The sequence below is a fragment of the Halorubrum orientale genome, assembly GCF_059623105.1.
The window spans coordinates 233726-254259 of the sequence record NZ_JBSPSR010000004.1; the positions used below are offsets into that span (position 1 = coordinate 233726).

The following is a 20534-nucleotide window of genomic DNA, read 5'->3' on the forward strand; positions in this document are numbered from 1 at the left end:
GCGGTGACCGAGTCGCCCATCGTGATCGTCGCCGGTCCCGACGAACACGGCGTGGGCGAGGAACTGTCGGCACTCGGTGCAACAGTGTCGCGGATCGAAGACGTAGTATCGACAGCAACGCTCGAGGCGGCCGGAATCGACGAGGCCACATACCTCGTGTTGACCGACGTTGAGGAGGCAACCGGGATTCCTGTCGCAAAGGAGCTGAATCCGGCGGTCACGGTGGTGACCTACGCAGACGCCTCACTGCCGGCGTTCGTTGCGGCTGTCGCTGACCTGGCCGTCGACCCGGCGCTTGTCGGCCCTATAGTCGTCGCTGAGGAGGTCTTCGCCGGCGACGTCGGGGGCGACCGAGTGGACGCTGACGGGGATTGACTTCCTCCCTCGGCTGACGTCATAGGCTCTCTCCTCGTCTCTTTGTAACCCGCAGACCGAAGCCGACGGTACGTGAATTGACGTCGCCGGCGGTGTAGTGGCGACGCCCGTGCACTGGCGCCGTCCTCGTGCCGACCGCTTATGTACGCGGGCGCGAACACGACGTATGGACGAGGAGTCACGCGCTGACCGGCGGTCTCCGGTCGGCGAGCCGGTGGTGCGGTCGGACCCGGCAGTTACCGGTGAGCGAGCCGGGTCGGCCGTCGAGTTCGACCCGGCGGACCCCGAAAGCGTGGAGACGGCCGCCGAGACCGTCAGGCGCTTTGCGGCCGGCGACGTCGGCGATGAAGACCAAGTATTGATGCTTCGGGGTGCGGCCGCGTGTGCGGCGCTCGTCCGTGGCGTCGGCTCGTACAAGGACGCTGTCGACCGCGCTGGCGACGGCGTCTCGGTTTCGTTCGTGCGCAAGTGGGCGCGGGTCCACGACCTCCCACAGGAGATCCGGCGACAAGTCGCCCGGGGCCAGATCGCACCGAGCGCCGCCAAACACGTCGCACGGCTTGGCGGTCGCGACCGCTACCTACTGTCGTGGGCCGCGATAGACGGCGGACTGACCGTAAGAGAGGTGCGCGCGGTCGCCTCAGCGGTCAACGATGGCATCGACATCGAAGCGGCACTCGCCGACACCGGAGTAACCCTCGGTGAAGTGACACTCGATCTGCCGGTCGAAACCTACCTCGAGCTTCGGCGACGGGCATCGATGGAGAACGCCGCGCCCGGTGTGATCGTCGCGGAAGCGCTGGGTGAGAGCTTCGACGCAGATGAACCGTAGCCCGCCACGCCGGCCCGGCATTCTAAACGTTTATCCGTCGTCTAGCCTAATATATGCTTGCGGGCCGGTAGCTCAGTTAGGGAGAGCGTCCGGCTTTTAACCGGACGGTCGGGGGTTCGAATCCCTCCCGGCCCGTCTTTCTGCGACCAACGGAAACAGTGAAACCGCTAGCGGGTTTCGGATCGGAGAGCCACCACTACGTCCAGCAAAAAAACGCATAATCGAGCTCCGTACCGGAGTGGTCGTCGAGACGATCGCGAGTCGTCGGTGGTGGATGGGTGTCGTCGCCGGCGTTTACATCGCGCCGCCCATGCCACCCATGCCGCCCATGCCGCCGCCCATGCCACCGGCACCGCCGGCAGGCATGTCGTCGCCCTCGTCGTCGTCGGTGCCGCCGCCCTTGAGGTCGCCGGCTGCAATGACGTCGTCGATACGGAGGATCATGACGGCCGCCTCGGTGGCGGACTCGATCGCCTGCGTCTTGACGCGGAGCGGCTCAACGACACCCTCAGCTTCCATGTCGATCACGTCGCCCGTGTAGGCGTCGAGACCGGCACCGAACTCGCCGCCATCGTGGCGCGAGCGGAGGTCGACGAGCGAGTCGATGGGGTCAAGCCCGGCGTTCTCAGCGAGCGTGCGCGGGATGACTTCGAGCGCGTCGGCAAACGCCTCAACGGCGAGCTGCTCACGACCGCCGACGGAGTCAGCAAAGTCACGCAGCTGCAGTGCGAGTTCGGCTTCGGGGGCGCCACCGCCGGGCAGGACCTGCCCGTCGACGAGCGTCGTCCGAACAACACCGAGTGAGTCGTCGATGGCGCGCTCGATCTCGTCGACAACGTGCTCCGTGCCGCCACGGAGAATGAGCGTCACGGACTTCGCTTCTTCGACGTCCTCGACGAAGATGCGCTCGTCGCCGCCAATGTCTTTCTGGGCGACAGAGCCAGCGAATCCGAGGTCCTCGGACTCGATGTCATCGAGGTTGGAGACGACGCGACCACCGGTCGCACGGGCGAGCCCCTTGAGGTCGTCGGATTTCGCGCGACGGACGGCGAGGATGCCTTCCTGAGCGAGGTAATGCTGAGCCATGTCGTCGATACCGTCGCCGACGAAGACGACGTCCGCACCGATGTCGACGAGGTGGTCGACCATCTCACGGAGCTGTGCTTCCTCTTGATCAAGGAACTGCTGGAGCTGGTCGGGGTCGGTGACATTGACCTCGGCGTCGATCTCGGTCTCTTGTACCTCGATGTCGCCGTCGAACAGCGCGACGTTCGCGTCTTCGACTGCGTACGGCATGTTCTCGTCGACGCGCTCTTTGTCGACGATGACTCCCTCGACGAGCTCGGACTGGTCGATCGAGCTGCCGACGACCTTCTCGACGGAGACGTTGTCGACGTCGATGCTCTCGTCGTCTGCGACAGCGAGTACGGCATCGACGACGAGGTCAGCGAGCAGGTCCTTCGAGTTCTCCGCGCCCTTCCCCGTCATCGCCGTGGCGGCGATCTCGACGAGTGTCTCGCGGTCGTCCTCGGTGACCTCGATGGCGTCCTCCTCAAGGATCGATTTTGCTTCCTCTGCGGCCTGACGGTACCCCTGTGCCAGCGTCGTCGCGTGGATATCCTGGTCAAGGAGCTCCTCGGCCTGATCGAGAAGCTCACCGGCGACGACGACGGCACTTGTGGTACCGTCGCCGACCTCGTCTTCCTGGGTCTCAGAGACCTCGACGATCATGTTCGCCGCCGGGTGGTCGATATCCATCTCTTTGAGGATGGTGACGCCGTCGTTCGTGACGACGACGGATCCGCCCGAGTCGACGAGCATCTTGTCCATCCCCTTCGGGCCGAGCGTCGTGCGGACGGACTCCGCGACCGCCTTGCCGGCTGTGATGTTCATGTTCTGGGCGTCTTCTCCAGAGGTGCGCTGTGACTCCTCGGAAAGTACTATCATCGGCTGGTTACCCATCCGCTGTCGCTGGGACATAATCACTCATTGATTGATTGTGATTCTATATAAACCCATCGTTACTGTCGGACAGAATCGCCGCACGAGGGGGCTTCACACGGCATCGTGTGTCGAGGCATCACGCGGCTTTTATACAACAACATAGCCCGTCGTCGACGGCACACCGATGACAAATGTGACCGAGACAGACGCATCGTTCGGTGCCACCGACCGAGGTCAGCGGCCGTCTCTATCCGGCCCAGAAGTTCTCGCGGTGTCGCGTCACTGCGGCGGCTGGAAACTGACGTCGTCGTTCAGTTCGTTCGATTTGCGCTCGAGGTACGAGTACACCGCACCGTGGGGGGCCCCATCGAGGAGCATCCCGACCGCCCGCCGCACGACCTGAAGCTCTTCTGGTCCGCCGACGGCACCGACAGTGCTCCCGTAGATGACGACGTCGGCCCCGGTGAGTTCTTCAAGCAGCTCGCGAGTACGGCCGTTCTCACCGATGATGCGTCCCTTTTTGCGCTGGAGGTCGTTGTCGTTGCGAGTGTGTTCGGTGAGGTCGATGAGCTCCAGGGTCCGGAGGTCGTGATCGAGGATCGAAAGGGCCGTCTCGGGTTTGAATCCACGACCGATCGCCTTGACGACATCCGGTGCGACTAGTGCGGCTACGGGGTCGTCCGTCTCCTCAATTGCGACGCTACCCGACTCCGAGTCGATATCGAGTCGCACGCCCGCCCGGGATTCAATCTCCCGCATCGTCTCGCCACCGGCGCCAATCACCACGCCGATCCGGTCCTGCGGAACCGTCACGTGTTGCATGCTAGTGTGTACCCGGTCGAACTGTTTAAGCGTGTTCCGACGCGTTCTCGCCGTCCGACACGGCGTCATTGTCTGACACGGCTTCACGATTCGAGACAGCATCATCGTCCGGCCCGGTAGGCTCGTCAGTGTCCGCTGACGCCGGTGCTGTCACGTACGCCTGGAGGGCCTCGGCATCGACCGTGAGCCCCTGCCGAGTAAAGAAGGTCGCCACGTTCACGCAGTCGCGTTTGAGGAACTCACCGGCATTCGGGTGGTGGACTGTGACGGCTTGGCCAAGGTCGATAACGACGAGTTCGCCGTCGTGGATGATCATGTTGTACTCTGAGAGGTCACCGTGGATCAGTCCGGCGCGGTAGAGCCGGCGCATATACTCGCGGACGACCGTGTACGCGGTCTCAGGGTTCTCGACGTCGACCTCGTTCAGCCGGCGCGCCCGGTCATCGGCATGCCCGACGAGTTCCATGACGAGGACGTTCCGCTGGACCGCGATCGGCTCGGGGACGCGGACGCCGGCAGCCCGGGCGCGCAGGAGGTTCGCAAACTCCTTTTTCGTCCACGCTAGTACGACCGCTTTCTTGTCGTTCGCGATGCCCTCGAACCGCGGGTCCCCCTCGAGATAGTCGCGCATCTGCCTGAAGTTCGAGGAGTTGATCCGGTACACTTTCACCGCCACCTCACGGGCATATTCGTCAGCAGCCGCTTTTGACCCCGGTGCCGGTCGCTCACCCGCCTCGCCGCCGAGCGCCTCGAAAACACTCGCTTCTTTCCCAGTCGACACGGGCCCGCCAAAGGCATCGACATAGCCGTCTTGTACCAGCTTGTACACCGCTGCGAGAGTCGCGTCGTCGAACACCGACGCCTGGAGTTTGAACTGCTCTGTGTCTTTCACCCGGGTTCGGAATTCGCTGAACTCGCGGTCCTGCCGCCTAGCGATACGGTCGGCCTCGGTGTCAGAGACATCGAGAGACTCCCACTCATCACCGGGCTGATCGTCGGGCTCGAGCAGTACGAACTCCTCACTCATTCGGCTGATCGTATGCCGCCACGAGGCATAAGCGGGCGGGTCGGTACCGCCATCTGGACGGGTGACAGACCCCGTCTCGGCGTGGAGTATATACGGCCGACCGACCTATCAAGTGCTGTGACATCCCGAACCATCCGCGCCCGCGACCGGCCGGTGTTCGGCGTCGACGTGCAAAGCGGCGACGTTCGCGGTGACGCTCCCTCCTACGCGCTCGTGGTGCTCGACCCGGTCGACGACGACGACCCCGATGCGCCGGACGTCGACGGCCCACTCGCGCGGGTCACCCGTGACGTCGTCTCGCTCCGGAAGCTCCGCCGGCTGATCGACGACCGTGAGCCGTTGTACGTCGCGACCGACAACGCCTACGAGCTGGCACCCGACAAGAACGCGCTCGTAGGGTTGTTGCGGTCATTGCCGGACGGGACACGACTGGTGCAGGTGACGGGAGCCGAGCGGCCGGAGCCGCTCTCGCGGGTGGCATCTCGACACGGAATACCATACGGCAAACAGCCGATGAAGGAGGCGGAGGCGGCCGCACGGCTCGCCGCCGCGAACGTCGGTCACGCGGTGACGGCATTCACAGACGAGACGCGGGTGAAGGTCGCACGCGGGCGGTCGACTGGAAAGGGCGGGTGGAGTCAGGACCGCTACACCCGGCGGATCCACGGCAACGTCCGAAAGCGGACGCGACAGGTACAGTCGAAGCTGGACGAGACGGACCTCACCTACGATCGCGAGGTGACAGAGAAGTACGGCGGCTTCGCGAACGCGGTCTTCACCGTGCAAGCTCGTCCCGAAGACATCCCGGTCTCCACCTCCCGGGCCGGCGACGTGCGCGTCGAGATCGAACGAGAGCGTCGAGACGGCATCGAGTACGAGCCACTCGTCAAGCGGCGTGACCGCGTCATCGTCGGGATCGACCCGGGAACGACCACGGCTGCTGCTGTCGTCGGGCTCGACGGCACGGTCCACGCACGTCTCTCCTCGCGGACCGCCGACACCGCGGCGGTGACCGAGTGGATCATCGAACAAGGGCGCCCGATCATCGTCGCGGCCGACGTCGAGCCGATGCCGGAGACCGTCGAGAAGTTTCGCCGGTCCTTCGACGCCACCGGCTGGCACCCGACGACGGACCTTCCGGTCGACGAGAAGCTCCATCGAACCCGCGAGGTGGGCTACGAGAACGACCACGAACGGGACGCGCTGGCGGCCGCCCTCTACGCGTACGATGCCCACGTCGACCAGTTCGAACGGATCTCAGAGAAGACCCCACCGCGAATCGATAGAGAGGCCGTGATAGCCGGCGTCGTTGCCGGTGAGAAGTCGGTGGAGACGGTCGTCGAAGAGCTTCGCGACGACGGGGACGCTGAAGACGAGGACGGAAACGACGATGGGGGCGACCCGACCGCACCGGAGCGGAGCCCCGAAGAAGAGACAATTCGTCGACTCCGCAACCGCGTCGACCGGTTAGAGTCGTACACCGATCGGCTCGAGTCGGATCTCGAAGCGCGTGACGAGCGGATCGACGAACTCGAAAGCGAGCTTGAGACGGCCAAACGCGAGGAGCGGATCGAAGCCCGCACGCGGCGCATCGTCTCCCGAGTCGAACGAGAATCCGACCGGGTCAAGCGCGAGCGCGATGAGGCGCGTGAAGAGGTGACACAACTCGAGCGGAAACTCGAGACGCTCAAAGAGCTGTGGAAACTCGACCACTCGAACTTCACCGACGTGGCCGACGACGAGGGGCTCGTCAGTGTGAAGGTAGTTGAGCAGTTCACCCTCGACGCCATCGACGCCGCCGACGACGCCTACGGACTCGTCGCCGGCGACGTCGTCTACCTGCGAGACGCCTCTGGGGCGGGCCGGCGGACCGCAGAGCGGCTGGCGAGCACCAAGCCGCGGGCGGTTATCCGCGATGGGAACCTCTCAGAGGTCGCAGACCAGGTGCTCTTCGACCACGACGTGCCGGTCGTCCCCGCCGATGCGGTATCGGTCCGTGAGGTGGACGAGTTGGCGGTCGCCGCCGAGGCCGACGTCGAGACGGCCGTCACCGAGTGGGAGTCGCGTGCCGAACAACGTCGCCGCGAAGCGAAGGCGGCCCGGCTCGACCGCATCATCTCCGAACACCGTGCGGGAACGACGCTCCCCGAAAGCGAGGAGTGAGGCGCTCGGTCGGCCGACTTCCAGAAGTCATATGCCGAACGGACGTGCTACCGTACGCATGGACGCCTACGAGCGGATCACCCGGAACACGGCCGAGGTGGTCACGGACGCGGAGATCGAGACGCTGGCTGCCGACCCAGACGGCAAGCGGGCGTACGTCGGATACGAGCCATCGGGCGTCCTCCACATCGGGCACATGCTCACCGCAAACAAGCTGATCGACCTCCAAGAGGCCGGCTTTGAGGTCACCGTACTCTTAGCGGACGTCCACGCGTACCTGAACGACAAGGGGTCGTTCGCGTCCATCCGGAGCACCGCAGAGCGGATGCGCGATCAGTTCATCGCGTACGGGCTCGATGAATCGAACACCCAATTCGTGCTCGGATCCGACTTTCAGCTCGACGAGGACTACACGCTCGACCTCCACGCGCTCGAGCTCGAGACGACGCTCGCCCGCGCCGAACGCGCCATGTCGGAGATCAAATCGGGTGACTCCGTCCACGTCTCACAGGCGGTGTACCCGCTCATGCAGGCGCTCGACATCCCGTACCTCGGCGTCGACCTCGCGGTCGGTGGGTTAGAACAACGAAAGGTGCACATGCTCGCCCGCGACGTGCTCCCCAGCATCGATCGTGAGCCGCCGACGAGCCTCCACACCCCGCTCATCGCCGATCTCGCGACAGGCGAGGGGAAGATGTCCTCGAGTGCCGGCGTCACCATCTCGATGGAGGACGACCGCGAGGCAATCACCGAGAAGGTGAACAGCGCGTACTGTCCGCCCACCGCGGACCCCGAGCCGACCGACGACGGCACCGAACGGGAGAACCCAGTCCTCCAGGTGTTCGAGTACCACGTGTTCCCGCGGTTCGAGACCGTCGTCGTCAAACGGCCCGAAGAGTACGGCGGCGATCTCGAGTACGAGGCGTACGAGAGCCTCGAGACGGATCTTGAATCTGGCGAGCTCCACCCAGCCGACGCAAAAGGCGCGCTCGCCGAGTACCTCGATCGGCTCGTCGCTCCCGGGCGTGAGCAGCTCGTCGAGTGACGCTCGGTCTCAATCGGGTGTCGAGTCCCCTGTGGCAGCCGAACCACCGTTGAGAGAACACGTCGGGTCGAGACACCGCCGGCCGGTGGCCGTCTCGAAGATGGGAAGCCCGCAGGCGCACTCGTCGACGGCGACACCGGCGGGAATCGAGAGCGTCGTCTCACACGCTGGGTACCGCTCGCAGCCGAAAAACACCCGTCCAGGTGCTGACTGAACGGTCAGCCGTCCTTCGCAGTCTGGACACCCCCACACCCGATCGAATCGGTCCCGAACTGCATCCTCGAGCGGGTCACACCCTGGATCGAGACAGAGATGGAAGGGTTCGCCTCGCTCGACGCGGATCTTCGGGAGGCCACAGTCGTCACACGTCGCGTCGGTGACGCTCGCACCGGCCGGAAGTCCCCACCGGCGTTCACAGTCGAGACACACCACGTCGCCACGCGAGCGGATGAGCGGGCCGCCGTCTGCTGGGCAGGTGCCGACGGGGATCCCGGCTTCGGTGACCGGCAGGTCACGGGTGGCCGTCGCGGTCTCGGCGACGACGCGGAGCCGACGGGAGCCGTCTCGAGCGGTGACGGTGAAGCCGTCGTCGTCCGATTCGACGACGACCGTATCCGGGCGGGTGAGCCACGCGACGGGCTGGTAGCCGTCTGCATCGTGGACTAAGGTGGTGTTGTCGGGTTTGACGATGACGACGACGTGACCGCGATGAGTGTGCGTCCGATCACCGCGTTCGGTCACCTGACAGTCGCCGGCGAGGACACGGAGGCGTGCTGGCATGGGCCTCCTGGCCGCGGCATCCGCTATAACGAGTCGGGTGGACTAGACTGATGGTGGGATCGGGTTTCGTAGGTGGTGGTACTCCCGATACCACGACTGACAGGCGAGAACGGGTGTAGACGCCGGAACGTCTCGGTACGCAGAATGCAACCCGAAACCTCACTCCTCAGCGCAGAGAAACCGGTGAAACACGGCCAGTGCCTGCTCTCAGCCCGGCGCGACGGCCGAGACGGCCGAGACGGCCCGCAACGGTACACCACCTCCTCGCGACCGCTCACATCGACTCGGGTGCCTCGATACCCAGCGCGTCGAGCGCGTTCGCCATCGTGTGTTTGGCGGCCGCGACGACCACCAGCCGCGCGTCACGGAGCGCGTCGGTCTCGGCGGTGACGACCGGACACTCTCGGTAGAACGCGTTGTACGCGTCCGCGAACTCGCGGGTGAACGTCGCGACGGTGTGGGGTGCAAGGTCGTCGGCCGCGGCCTCGATCACCGCGGGGAACCGAGCGATAGCCCGGAGGAGGTCGCGCGCTGCCGCCGTCTCGAGGACGCCTGCATCGACGTCGACCGACGCCTCGGACTCGGGGACGGCGACACCGGCCGCGGCGGCCTCCTCGAGAATGCCACAACACCGAGCGTGGACGTACTGGACGAACGGCGCCGACTGCGCCTCGAAGTCGAGCGCCTCCTCCCACTCGAAGGTGATCGCCTTCGCGGGCTGTTTCGAGACGATGTCGTACCGCACCGCCCCGATCCCCACCTGGTGGGCGATGCGTTCGACGTCCGCGTCGGTGAGGTCGTCGTCGCGTATCCGGTCGTCGAGCCGCGATTCGACGGCCTCGCGGGCCCGGTCGATCGCCTCGTCGAGCAGGTCGTCGAGCATGACGCCGGTGCCGCGCCGGGTCGACATCTTCCCCTCGGGGAGGTTCACGTACGAGTAGATGACGTGACCGAGCTGGTCGGTGTCGTTGCCGAGCAGCTCGAGGGCCGCCTCAAGCTGGTCTGCTTGGAGCTTGTGGTCTTCGCCGAGTACCGTGACGGCGCGGTCGTAGTTCGCGAACTTCCACTCGTGGTGTGCCAAATCGCGGGTGGTGTACAGGCTCGTGTCGTCGGCGCGGAGAAAGACCAGGTTCTTCTCGATGTCGAACGCGTCGAGCTCAAGCTGCCAGGCGTCCTCCTCGTACACCGCGTGGTCCGTTGCTTTGAGCCGGTCCGCGACCTTGTCGGTCGAGCCGTCGCGCATGAACTGCGTCTCCTTGACGAACGCGTCGAACTCGGCCGGGAGGCGCGCGAGGCAGTCTTTCATCCCGCCGAGAACGGCATCGACGACCGTGCCGACCCGCTCGTAGGTCGCCTCGTCGCCCGCTTCGAGCCCCTGGAGGATGGCTGCGATCTCGGCTTCGGCCTCCTCGACGGCCGCCGCGTCGGCGTCTTCGAGGTACGCGTTTCCCCGTCGGTAGTACCGGACGAGGTCGTACTCGATCCGGTCGCGGGCCGGCTCCGCTTCGAGGTCAGCTTCGTCGAAGGTCTCGTACGCCCAGGTGAACACGGCCATCTGTCGACCCGCGTCGTTCACGTAGTAGTGGCGGTCGACGTCGTAGCCGGCGTACGCGAGGACGTTCGCGACCGCGTCGCCGACGATCGGGTTGCGTGCACGGCCGACGTGAACCGGCCCGGTCGGGTTCGCGCTCGTGTGTTCGACGACGACGCTCGTGTCACGGTCCGGCAGCGAGCCGTACGCCGCGTCGCTGGCGGCGTCAGCAAGCGTGTCGGAGAGGTAGCGCTCACCGGCGTGGAAGTTGACGTATGGCCCCGCGGTGTCGACGGCGACGAGGTACGCGTGTGTCTCGACGTCTATCGCGTCCGCCACTCGGTCGGCGACGGCCGGGGGCGCCTCACCGATGGTCCCCGCGAGCCGGAAGGCGACACTCGAGGCGAGCGTCGCGTCCATGTCGTCCGGGGGGCGTTCGATGCCGAGGTCGTCGGTCGGGAGATCGAGCGCCTCGAGCGCTGTCTCGAGCGCCGTGGCGACCTCCGACCGGAACTGTCTGAACATACGGGTGATTCTGCGGGCGGGCTAAAAGGCCCTTCCGAACCGCCGCGTGGTCGTGGGGTGACGGCCGTCGCCGGCCATCTCCATGTGGAACTGAACGTAGCGGCTTCCGCTGTGTGGTCCACAAACATCGTCGCGTAGCCGCACTCACACCGATTTTGCACTGGTGATGGGTGTTCCTCTCCGAGCGACTACATGGCACCGCTTGTTCGCCGCTGCCAAGTCACAGACCAGCGGCGGCAACGGCCGTCCCTACCCGACGATCTCTTCGACCAACTGGCGTGCCGACCGGCGGACGGCCGCGTCGCTCTCGATCGACGGCTCCCAGCCGAGCGCCGCGAGCTTCTCGATCGAGAGGCGCATCTTCGGGACGTCGCCGGTCCAGCCGCGGTCGCCGCCGGTGTACGTGTACGCCGGGTTGACGCCGACCGCCTCGCTCACGATGTCGGCGATGTCGGTGACAGAGGTGGTCGTGCGGGTGCCGAGGTTGTACACGTTGAACGGGTCGGTCGCGTGCTCGACCACGTGACACATCGCGTCGACGCAGTCGGTGACGTGCATGTACGACTTCTCCTGGCGGCCGTCGCCGAGGATCTCGAGTTCGGTCGGGTCAGCGGCGAGCTTCTCGATGAAGTCGGGGATCACGTTCCCGCGCTGGCCCGGCCCGACGATGTTAGCGAAGCGGAACACCCACGACCGGACCCCGTACGAGTGTGCGTACGTCGAGCAGAGCGCCTCGTCGGCGAGCTTCGAGGAGCCGTAGATCGAAATCGGCTCCAGTGGCGCGTGGTCTTCAGGTGTCGGCCGCGGCGCCTCGCCGTACACCGTCGACGAGGAAGTGAACGCGACGCCGTCGACGTCGACCGCGCGGGCCTGCTCGAGAACGGTGTGTGTCATCGCCGTGTTCGCCTCGAACAGCTCACGGTCGTGCTCGTAGTTCGTGTCGGTGTACGCCGCGAGGTGAAACACCACGTCGACCTCCTCGGTGAGGACCTCGGCGGCGGCCGCGGGGTCGCGTACGTCGGCCTTGTAAAGCGTCGCGTCGTCCGGCACGCGGGCGGGGTCGCCCTTCGAGCAGTCGTCTACGACTCGGACGGTCGCGCCGTCGGCGAGCAGGCGAGCGGTTAGGTGGCTCCCGACGAGCCCGGCACCCCCGGTGACGAGCACGTGTGCGTCATTGAGCATACACGTTCCTCGTGGGAGGGCGGTAAGTACGTGTGGAAAGTCGACGACAGGTGGCTCACAGCCCGCCACCCTCGGCGCTCTCGCCGGCGAGGATGATGACCATCGAGAGCCCGGAGATGACGAGCAACAACAGCGTCGGGACGACGGCGTACTGATAGAGTGCAGTTTCTTGGGCGCGCCAGATCTGTGTGACGATCGTCTCGAAGCCAGACGGGCGGAGGACGAGCGTAACCGGGAGCTCTTTCATTGTTGTCAAGAAGACGAGGGCGGCACCGGCGATGATGCCCGATCGAGTGAGCGGGAACGTCACCCGCCGGAACGAGCCGAGTGACGACTCACCGAGCGCGCGACTCGCCTCAACGAGCCGCGGGTCGACCCCGAGAATCGACGCCCGCGAGGAGCCGACCGCCTGCGGGAGGAATCGAACGACGTACGCGAACACCAAAAGCGGGAGCGTCTGGTAGATCCAGGGGAGGTACCCGGTACCGAACGAGACGAGTGCGAGCGCCAACACGATACCGGGAACCGCGAACCCAACGTACGTCACGCGCTCGAAGAGCGTCGAGAGCGGGGAGTCGGAGGTCGCAGCGAAGTAAGCGATAGGGATCGCAGCGAGCGCGGCGACGACGGCGGCCGCAGCCGCGACGGACACCGAGTTGAGCACTTGGACCCACTCGAACGCCATCGAGGGGCGACGGCCGGCCTCCGCGCGAACGAGCCATAATGAGAGGATCCATAGCGGGACCGCGAGCGCGAATCCGACGACGGTCGCCGGCACGAGCGTCGCCACCCAGCGCCAGCGACCGAGTCGAATTCGCTCGTCGGTCTGGCCGGCGTCGTCACCAGCAGTTGTCCGGTCGGTGCGGACGAGCCACTCCAACGCGAGCACGAGCAACACCACCGCGAGCAACTGTAACGAGAGTAGCGCGGCGTAATCGCGGCCGAACGCGTTGTACTCAACGTAGATCTGTCGGGTAAAGACGGGCAGCCGCATGATCGCCGGGGTGCCAAAATCTGAGACCGCATACAGCGCGGTGAGGAGGGCACCGGCGGCAACAGCCGGACGGATCACCGGAAGCGTCACCCGGCGGAAGGCGGCGATCCGACCGTGGTTGAGCGTGCGAGCCGCCTCGATGAGCGTCGTGTCGAACGACCGCAACGCTGCCCGGGTAGTCAAAAAGACGTACGGGTAGGTGTACAACGTGATCACGAACACCGCCCCGGGAAGCCCGTACACGTCTGGGAGCCGCTCGATGCCGAGCGGGGCGAGGACGTCGTGGAACTCGCCGCGGGGTCCGAACGCAGAGACGAACGCGAACGCTCCGACGTAGCTGGGGATGACGAGCGGGAGCGAGACCGCGATCGCCCAGAATCGTCGGAAGGGAAGGTCGGTGCGGACGGTGAGATACGCCAGCGGGACGCCGAGCAGGATCGACCCCCCGGTGACGCCGGCCATCAACAGCAGGCTGTTGATCACGACCTCGACGGTTCCTCGGCTGAAAAGCAGCTCCTGGGCCCGAGACGGCTCAACGGTAATGGCCTCGAACACGAGCCAGACGACCGGGATGGCGAGCGTCGCCGCGATCGCCGCAGAGAGCAGCGTCAGTCCCGGCGGCGGCCGTTCATCACCAAAGAGGCGCGCGGTGATCTGATCTCTCGTTCCCATGATCGATGACAGGTCTACCGAGAGGTGAGGGCGGGTCGGGGATTAGGCGTTCCGATCCACACCCCGCCGACTCCGATGGGTACAAGTATTTAGGTGAGCCTAAACTAGATCATGGAGCTGACGAGACGCGACGCCATGGCCGCGCTGGCGGCCGTCGGGGCGACCGGCGCCGCGGTCCTCGCCGGAGAGCGGGCGATCGACCACGCCGCGGGGAACGCCGACAACGGGGGACGCGGCGAGGGTGCGGCCGGGCCGACGGCAGACAGCGAGGACCACGCCGACACCGAGACGGTTCGGACCACGATGCGGGCAGTTGCGGCGGTCGTGTACCCCGACGAGCTCACCGGGGTCGACACATTCCTCCAGCGCTATCTCGACGGTCGACTCGATGGCGGCGACCACGCTCTCGCGCTACGGCAGACGGTCGCCGAGCTCGAGGAGCTGGCCGAGGCGTGGTACGGGGACTCGGTCGCGGCGCTTCCGGCCGCGGACCGCGATTCGCTCCTGCGTGAAGTCGGCGCCGACACCGCCGAGGAGGACCCCGACGGCACGACCGCAGAGCGCGTGCGGTACTACGTGGTGAACGACCTCCTGCTCGCGCTGTACGCCTCACCAACCGGGGGCGAACTGGTCGGTCTCGAAAATCCCCGTGGGCACCCGGGCGGGATCACGAGCTACGCGCGAGGACCGCAGTGAGCCACGAGCGGACGGCTCGGACGACGCAGGCGGACGCGGCCGGCGACACCAACCGCGACCGCACACCCATCTCTGGGGCCGACGTCTGTGTGGTGGGAGCGGGGCCGGCTGGCGCACTCGTCGCCGATCGGCTCGCCGACGACCACGAGGTGGTGGTATTGGAGGCGGGTCCTCGATTCGACCCATCGAGCCGGATCGACCGCCAAGAGCGCGCACTCCGCCCGGCGTTCGACCGACCGGACGTGTGGGACGTCGGTGGCGACCGAGACGCTCACACGAACTCCGGCGAGCGCTTTTATCCGCTGAACCACGCGCGAGTGAAAGGGGTCGGCGGCTCCACGCTCCACTGGCAGGGGATGGTGATGCGGCTACACGAAGACGACTTCGCCTCGGGGACGACCCGCGGTGTCGGCCCGGATTGGCCGATCACGTACACCGACCTCCAGCCGTACTACCGGGAAGCAGAGCGAGAACTCGGCGTCGCCGGCGCGTCGGACAACCCGTACGCGCCTCCGCGAGAGGCGCCGCACCCGATGCCGGCGTTTGAACCCTCCTACAGTGATTCGCTGTTCGCGGAGGCGTGTGCGTCCCTCGGGCTCGACATGCACTCGGTCCCAAACGCGCGCAACTCCGAGCCGTACGGGGATCGCTCGCCGTGCGTCGGCTACGGGACGTGTCAGCCGGTGTGTCCGAGCGGGGCGAAGTACGACGCGACCGTCCACGTTGAGCGGGCCGAAGCGGCAGGGGCGACGGTGATCGACCAAGCGCCGGTCGAGCGACTCGACCACGAGGCCGACCGCGTCACCGCCGCAGTGTACACGACGCCGGACGGCGAGACCCACCGGCAGGCGGCCGACGCCTTCGTCCTCGCCGGCGGTGGGGTCGAGACGCCGAGGCTGTTGTTGTTGTCTGAGTCTGCGGCGTACCCGGACGGCCTCGCGAACAGCAGTGGGCACGTGGGCGCGTTCTTCACTGACCACCTTTTCGCGGGCGTAGGCGGGGTGATTGAGGAACCGACGAGACAACACCACGTCGGCTTCTACACGAGCGGGTGTGACCAGTTCTACGACGAGGCCGACGAGCGGTTTGCCCCGTTCAAACTGGAGTTCTTCAACTACGCCGGCCCCACGCCGGTCGGCATGGCGCTGACGGGCGACAACTGGGGTGACGCCTTACTCGAGCGACTCCGAACGGAATACGGCGGCCACGTCGCCGTCGGCGGGCTCGTCGAACAGCTCCCACAGGCAGACAGCCGGATTCGACTCCATCCGGATCGGACCGACGACCGCGGCAACCCGGTCCCGGACGTTCACTGGCGGGTCGGCGACCGGGCGCTGCGGACGGTAGCGCGGGCAAACGAGATACAACGCGCGATCCTCGAGGAGCTCGGTGCGGAGATTGAGTGGGTCGCCGGCCCCGACGCGACCGGCCCCGCGTACCACCACATGGGAACGACACGGATGAGCACGGATCCCGCAGCGGGCGTCGTCGACGCCGACTGTCGCACCCACGACCTCGACAACTGCTGGATTGCCTCGAGTAGCGTCTTCCCGACCGGCGGCGCGATGAATCCCACGCTGACGATCGCCGCGCTCGCCCTCCGCGTTGCCGACCACGTCAAGTCGACGCACTGACACTGTTTTAGGTCGACCTAAAAGCTCAAGTGGGTGCGGCGCAACTCCCGCGATATGAGTGATGCACCCGCCACGGACGGCACGACGGACGACGAGACGCCGACGACAGACTCGTCGATCACGGACACGGCGACCACGGACTCGTCGATCACGGACACGACGACCAGAGACGCGACAGGCGACATAACGACTGCGGACACAACTGGCGTAAACACGGCACCCGAGACGACCCCGACCGATGACGGCGACTACACCTTCGACGACGTGAGCGTCGTGATGGGCACGTACAACGAGGAGGCGGCGATAGCGACCGTCCTCGCGGACATCAACGCGGTCACCGACGGGCGCGCCGAGGTCGTCTGTGTCGACGGCTCGTCGGACCGAACCCCCGAGATAGCCCGCGAGCACGGCGCACGCGTGGTTGAGCAGGAGCCACAGGGATACGGCGTCGCCGTCCGCGAGGCGATCCTCACGCCCGACCGACCGGTGGTCGTCACCACCGACTGCGACGACACCTACCCGATGGAGGCGCTCCCCGCGTTCCTCAAGGCGATCAACGCGGGCGCCGACGTCGTCAGCGGTGACCGGCTCTACCACGGCGCGGAGACGATGCCGGCGTTCAACCGCCTCGGTAACCACGCGTTCGCCGCGGTCGCGTCGCTACTGATGGGCGAGCGCGTCCACGACACCACCACCGGAATGCGCGCGTACCGCCGCGAGGTGGTCGAGTCGATCGGGTGGACGGAGAACACCGGCCTCTCCGCAGAGCTGCTCATCCGGCCGCTGATGCGCGGCTACGACGTCCACGAGCGGCCGATCGCGTACGCAGAGCGGCTCGGTGAGACAAAACTCGACCCGATCGAAGGCGGCGCCGCGATCGCGACGTCGATCCTGACGGTCTGTCTCGAAGAGCGGCTCCGGTGATCAGCCGGGCGATTCGCGCGAGACCCCGGTTCAGGTGTCTTCGGCGGTGACCTGCGTCTCGAAGACGACCCACGAGGGGTGGGAATCGGGGTCGTCCGGCAGATACGTGCCGTCGGTCCCGCAGTCGGTGACCAGCCGACACACCGACCGTTCCGGCGGCCAGACGACCGAGATGCGATCGCCATCGGCCCGAACCGTCGCTTCCTGTCTGTACGTCAGCGTGGAGCCGTCCGGCTGGACGAGCGTCACGGTCACCACGACTCGGTCCGTGTCGTCGAGGAGAACGGCCCCGGATCGGGGAGCGCTCGTCCCGTGCTCGCTCGGCTCATCGAGTAGCCGGGCTGCGTCCCCAGAGAGCGCCCAGTCGACCGTGACGGTCTCGCCCGGCGACGAGACTGTGTAACTCGTCGCGTCGTTACCGGGAGTTTCGAGCCGAACGCGGGCGCGGTCGACGCGGTCGGGCACCCCGACGGTGGTGGTCGCGTCGAGCCGATCACCCGTGGGGACCGTGATCGGTTCGAGTGTCGGCTCGACGTGGCGGGTCGGGTCGGGGACCCACTCCCCACGGTAGGTGTACCGGTACGCGGTCCGGTTCGGGTACGCCTCGAGCACGGCGAAGTCGCCCGTCGGACCCCGGTCGAGCGCATACACCACCTCGCCCGCGAGGTCGGGCTCGTTTCGCAGCGACTGGAACGGGTGGTGCTGCCAGGAGCCGTACGGGGTCGGCAAGAACACGAGCGCGTCCGAGAGGTCGGTCGACGCGAACGGCTCGTAGGCCGCCTCGTACTTCGCCGTCTGAGCCGCGTTCCGCTCAAGAGGGGTCGAGACGACCGCGGCCCCGGCGACGACCCCGACGAGCACCGCGACCGCGAGTCCTAGCGAGACGACGGCGCGAGCACGCCGCGGCGAGACCACCGCGCTGAGTCGCCGCCGAGCCACGTCGCGTGTCTCCCAGCCGGCGACGACGGCGGCCCCGCCGAAGACGGCGAACGGAACGAGCAGGTCAAAGTGATAGAACGGCCCGAGCGAGGCGACGAGGCCGTCAGTCGGGTCCGAAAGCGTCGCAAGGAGGTTGTGGGTACCCCAGAAGAACCCGTTACCGACGACGACCGAGCCGGCAACGCCCCCAAGTAGGAGACCGCCGATCCGTTCTGTGTCGCCGGCCGGCAATCCATAATCGACCCACCGACGGACCGCCAGCCCGCCACCGACGACCGCGAGGAAGGTCCCGAGCGGCCCGGCGGCGACCCAGCGGGTGAAAAGAAACCACACGCCGTAGGCATTCGAGCGAAGCGCAAGTGCCGGCGTGTACGTCTCGCGGTGACCGAGGATCCGTCGCTCGCCGAACCCCGGGCCGTCCATCGGCGCAAACACCTGGTAGGGAAACGTCAGCGGGGAGCCGGTCAGCCGGAGGTTGTACGCGAGCGTCACGCCAACAAAAAGCATGCCGAAGAGCGCTGTGAGACCGTGCCGCTGGATGGGACCCGGAAGGGGACGGATCCCGCGTTCGCGAAGCACCGAGCCGACTCGAACGAGTGCGTGGAGGATGAACGGGGTCGCAAACAACACCGCGGTGTACGGGCGCGCAAAGAAGGCGAGTCCGATCGCGACGCCAGCGACCCCAGCCATGCTGTGTGACCCATCGCGGACGCCGCGGAGGTACGCGACCGCGAAGGTGAGGTTCAGGGCCGTCGTCGGCGCGTATGGGAGAAACGTCGCGCCCGTCACGAGCGCGAGCGGCGAGGCCGCAAACAGGATCGCGGCCACCAGTCCGACGCGCCGGTCGAATACAAGCCCGCCGAGCACGTAGACGAGCGCCGTGTTGGCGCCCGCGACGACAGCGAGGGTGACGCGTGGTTCCCCAAAGAGCGCCATCGAGACCGTGTACATCGCCGCCGGCACCGGGGTGTACTTCGGGTAGAGCCGGCCACCGTCCTGCACGAAGAACCACGGGCGGAACGCCTCGGCGAGCCCGCCGGCAACGAGCTCTAGGCGTCCCGAAAGCAGCATCGCGGCCTGTGTGAGGTACACTGCCTCGTCGTGGTTGACGGAGTGGTGTGTAAAGACCGTAGACGCGACGACGAAGGTGGTCGTCGCGGTGAGCAGTGAGACGGCCGCGGCCGCAAGCGTGACCCGATCGGTCGCAGCGAGTCGCGTACGGCCACGGCTCACGACCCGGCTGATCCGACGACGGTCGAGCGGGGGTGACACGGCGGGGCGTAGTGGCCGCAGCTACACCTCGGCGCCGGCGTCACGCATGAGGTCGATCGTGGGTTCGAGGTCCGAGAGCGCGGCGAGGTCGACGTCGGGGACGTCGAGTTCGTCGATAGTGGGGAGGTCGCCGATCGGCTCAACGTCCGGGATGAGCGGGTACTCGAAGGTGGTCCGCGCGAAGTAGTCCTGGGCCTCGGCCGAGAGCAGGTGGCGCACGAAGTTCTCCGCGAGCGTCGCGTCGGTCGCGGTGTCGACGACAGCTGCGCCAGCGACGTTGAACATCGTGCCGGCGTCACCGCGGGTGAACGCGGCCGCAAGCGAGGCGTCGGGCGAACCGTCGAGGACGCGCTGGATGTAATAGTGGTTCGCAAACGCCGCGTCTATCTCGCCGTCGGCGACCGCCTGACACGCCGCGAACTCGTCTGCATACGCGGTGATCCCGCCGTCGACAACCGACCCGACCCACTCGCGGGTGGCGTCTTCGCCCTCGATGAGCCGCATGGCGGTGACGAACGCCTGACAGGAGCCGTACGACGGCGCCCAGCCGAGGTCGCCGTCGAACTCGGTCGGGAACGCCATCACGTCTGTTGGGATGTCGCTTTCGTCGAGGGCTTCGGTGTTGTATGGAACCGTCCGGGCGCGACCGGAGGTACCGATCCACTGGTCGGTGTGGAACTCGCCGCGAACCAGGTCGGTGAGCGACGATGGGAGCGAGCGCGCGCGCCCGGCGTCGGCGAGCGCGCCGAGCGCTCCGGCGTTGACCGAGTAGAATACGTCCGCGGGCGATCCGTCGCCTTCGTTGACTATCTGATTAACCAGGTCGGTCGAGCCGGCATACCGAACCGTCAACGAGAAGTCGTCGTACTGGTCGTCGATATACTCGACGAGTTCGCCGACGAGGAACTCCCCGCGACCGGAGTACACCGTGAGCTCTCCGGAGAGATCGGGCATCTCCGCGATCGACGTGCCGCCGGGGGCGTCGCGGCCGGCCCGACCCGAGCCGATCTGGCCGATCGACGACGTCGTCGCCTCGTCGGTGTCTTCGCTCTCGTCGGCACACCCGGCGAGTCCGGCGACGCCGAGCGCCCCCGTGGCCGCGAGGAACCGTCGTCGAGCAGCGTCGTGTCCGTCTGTATCGTGATGACTCATATTTTTAGGGTGGCCTAAAATAACT

At 66.6% G+C, this 20534-nt stretch carries 16 protein-coding genes and 1 tRNA gene; 8 read left to right on the forward strand and 9 right to left on the reverse strand.

The window, feature by feature from the left end; all coding sequences use genetic code 11:
- Window positions 1–3: 3 nt before the first annotated feature.
- From ACWUI7_RS06100 to ACWUI7_RS06110, 3 genes are all read left to right on the forward strand, one after another.
- Complete coding sequence (locus ACWUI7_RS06100) at window positions 4–375, forward strand: DUF7126 family protein (RefSeq protein ID WP_496641457.1); 372 nt, start codon at window positions 4–6, stop codon at window positions 373–375.
- A gap of 166 nt (window positions 376–541) precedes the next feature.
- Window positions 542–1207, forward strand: coding sequence for a DUF7119 family protein (locus tag ACWUI7_RS06105; protein ID WP_496641329.1), 666 nt, complete (start codon window positions 542–544; stop codon window positions 1205–1207).
- Between the two features lie 61 nt (window positions 1208–1268).
- Window positions 1269–1342 (forward strand) — tRNA-Lys (locus ACWUI7_RS06110).
- 159 nt (window positions 1343–1501) lie between these two features.
- Here the strand turns inward: ACWUI7_RS06110 and thsA are convergent.
- The 3 genes from thsA to rio1 all read right to left on the reverse strand — a co-directional run bounded on the left by thsA (window position 1502) and on the right by rio1 (window position 5000).
- Complete coding sequence (gene thsA / locus ACWUI7_RS06115) at window positions 1502–3154, reverse strand: thermosome subunit alpha (protein WP_496641458.1); 1653 nt, start codon at window positions 3152–3154, stop codon at window positions 1502–1504.
- Window positions 3155–3430: 276 nt separating this feature from the next.
- Window positions 3431–3973: a KH domain-containing protein gene (locus ACWUI7_RS06120; protein ID WP_496641330.1), complete on the reverse strand. Its 543-nt coding sequence runs from the start codon at window positions 3971–3973 to the stop codon at window positions 3431–3433.
- A gap of 25 nt (window positions 3974–3998) precedes the next feature.
- Window positions 3999–5000: a serine/threonine-protein kinase Rio1 gene (gene rio1, locus ACWUI7_RS06125; protein WP_496641331.1), complete on the reverse strand. Its 1002-nt coding sequence runs from the start codon at window positions 4998–5000 to the stop codon at window positions 3999–4001.
- Between the two features lie 117 nt (window positions 5001–5117).
- Here rio1 and ACWUI7_RS06130 point away from each other — a divergent pair, with 117 nt between their 5' ends.
- Entirely contained in the window at window positions 5118–7163 is a 2046-nt protein-coding gene (locus ACWUI7_RS06130; protein WP_496641332.1) for a DUF460 domain-containing protein, read from the forward strand.
- A gap of 58 nt (window positions 7164–7221) precedes the next feature.
- Window positions 7222–8208 carry a tyrosine--tRNA ligase gene (locus ACWUI7_RS06135; RefSeq protein ID WP_496641333.1) on the forward strand — a complete coding sequence of 329 codons (987 nt, stop codon included), beginning with the start codon at window positions 7222–7224 and terminating at the stop codon, window positions 8206–8208.
- A 9-nt stretch (window positions 8209–8217) separates the two neighbouring features.
- On the opposite strand, the gene ACWUI7_RS06140 is transcribed toward ACWUI7_RS06135, so the two are convergent.
- The 4 genes from ACWUI7_RS06140 to ACWUI7_RS06155 form a co-directional block, all read right to left on the reverse strand.
- Complete coding sequence (locus ACWUI7_RS06140; RefSeq protein WP_496641334.1) at window positions 8218–8988, reverse strand: topoisomerase DNA-binding C4 zinc finger domain-containing protein; 771 nt, start codon at window positions 8986–8988, stop codon at window positions 8218–8220.
- 274 nt (window positions 8989–9262) lie between these two features.
- Window positions 9263–11044: an arginine--tRNA ligase gene (gene argS / locus ACWUI7_RS06145; RefSeq protein WP_496641335.1), complete on the reverse strand. Its 1782-nt coding sequence runs from the start codon at window positions 11042–11044 to the stop codon at window positions 9263–9265.
- A gap of 249 nt (window positions 11045–11293) precedes the next feature.
- The gene (locus ACWUI7_RS06150; protein WP_496641336.1) at window positions 11294–12226 is read right to left on the reverse strand and encodes an NAD-dependent epimerase/dehydratase family protein; all 933 of its coding nucleotides are present in this window, start codon (window positions 12224–12226) and stop codon (window positions 11294–11296) included.
- Window positions 12227–12281: 55 nt separating this feature from the next.
- Window positions 12282–13892 (reverse strand): ABC transporter permease, encoded by a 1611-nt coding sequence (locus ACWUI7_RS06155; RefSeq protein ID WP_496641337.1) that lies wholly within the window; start codon window positions 13890–13892, stop codon window positions 12282–12284.
- Between the two features lie 111 nt (window positions 13893–14003).
- On the opposite strand from ACWUI7_RS06155, the gene ACWUI7_RS06160 reads away from it, so the two are divergent.
- From ACWUI7_RS06160 to ACWUI7_RS06170, 3 genes are read left to right on the forward strand one after another with little or no spacing between them, the layout of a single operon-like run.
- Window positions 14004–14588 (forward strand): gluconate 2-dehydrogenase subunit 3 family protein, encoded by a 585-nt coding sequence (locus ACWUI7_RS06160; protein ID WP_496641338.1) that lies wholly within the window; start codon window positions 14004–14006, stop codon window positions 14586–14588.
- Window positions 14585–16222 carry a GMC family oxidoreductase gene (locus tag ACWUI7_RS06165; RefSeq protein WP_496641339.1) on the forward strand — a complete coding sequence of 546 codons (1638 nt, stop codon included), beginning with the start codon at window positions 14585–14587 and terminating at the stop codon, window positions 16220–16222. Before ACWUI7_RS06160 ends, ACWUI7_RS06165 begins: the two co-directional genes overlap by 4 nt.
- A gap of 54 nt (window positions 16223–16276) precedes the next feature.
- Window positions 16277–17146 (forward strand): dolichyl-phosphate hexose transferase, encoded by an 870-nt coding sequence (locus ACWUI7_RS06170; RefSeq protein ID WP_496641340.1) that lies wholly within the window; start codon window positions 16277–16279, stop codon window positions 17144–17146.
- A 30-nt stretch (window positions 17147–17176) separates the two neighbouring features.
- Here ACWUI7_RS06170 and ACWUI7_RS06175 read toward each other — a convergent pair whose 3' ends face one another.
- Together ACWUI7_RS06175 and ACWUI7_RS06180 are read right to left on the reverse strand one after the other, a co-directional pair.
- On the reverse strand, window positions 17177–19318 hold the full coding sequence (locus ACWUI7_RS06175) for an ArnT family glycosyltransferase (RefSeq protein WP_496641341.1): 2142 nt from the start codon (window positions 19316–19318) through the stop codon (window positions 17177–17179).
- Window positions 19319–19378: 60 nt separating this feature from the next.
- On the reverse strand, window positions 19379–20509 hold the full coding sequence (locus ACWUI7_RS06180; protein WP_496641342.1) for an extracellular solute-binding protein: 1131 nt from the start codon (window positions 20507–20509) through the stop codon (window positions 19379–19381).
- Window positions 20510–20534 lie beyond the last annotated feature (25 nt).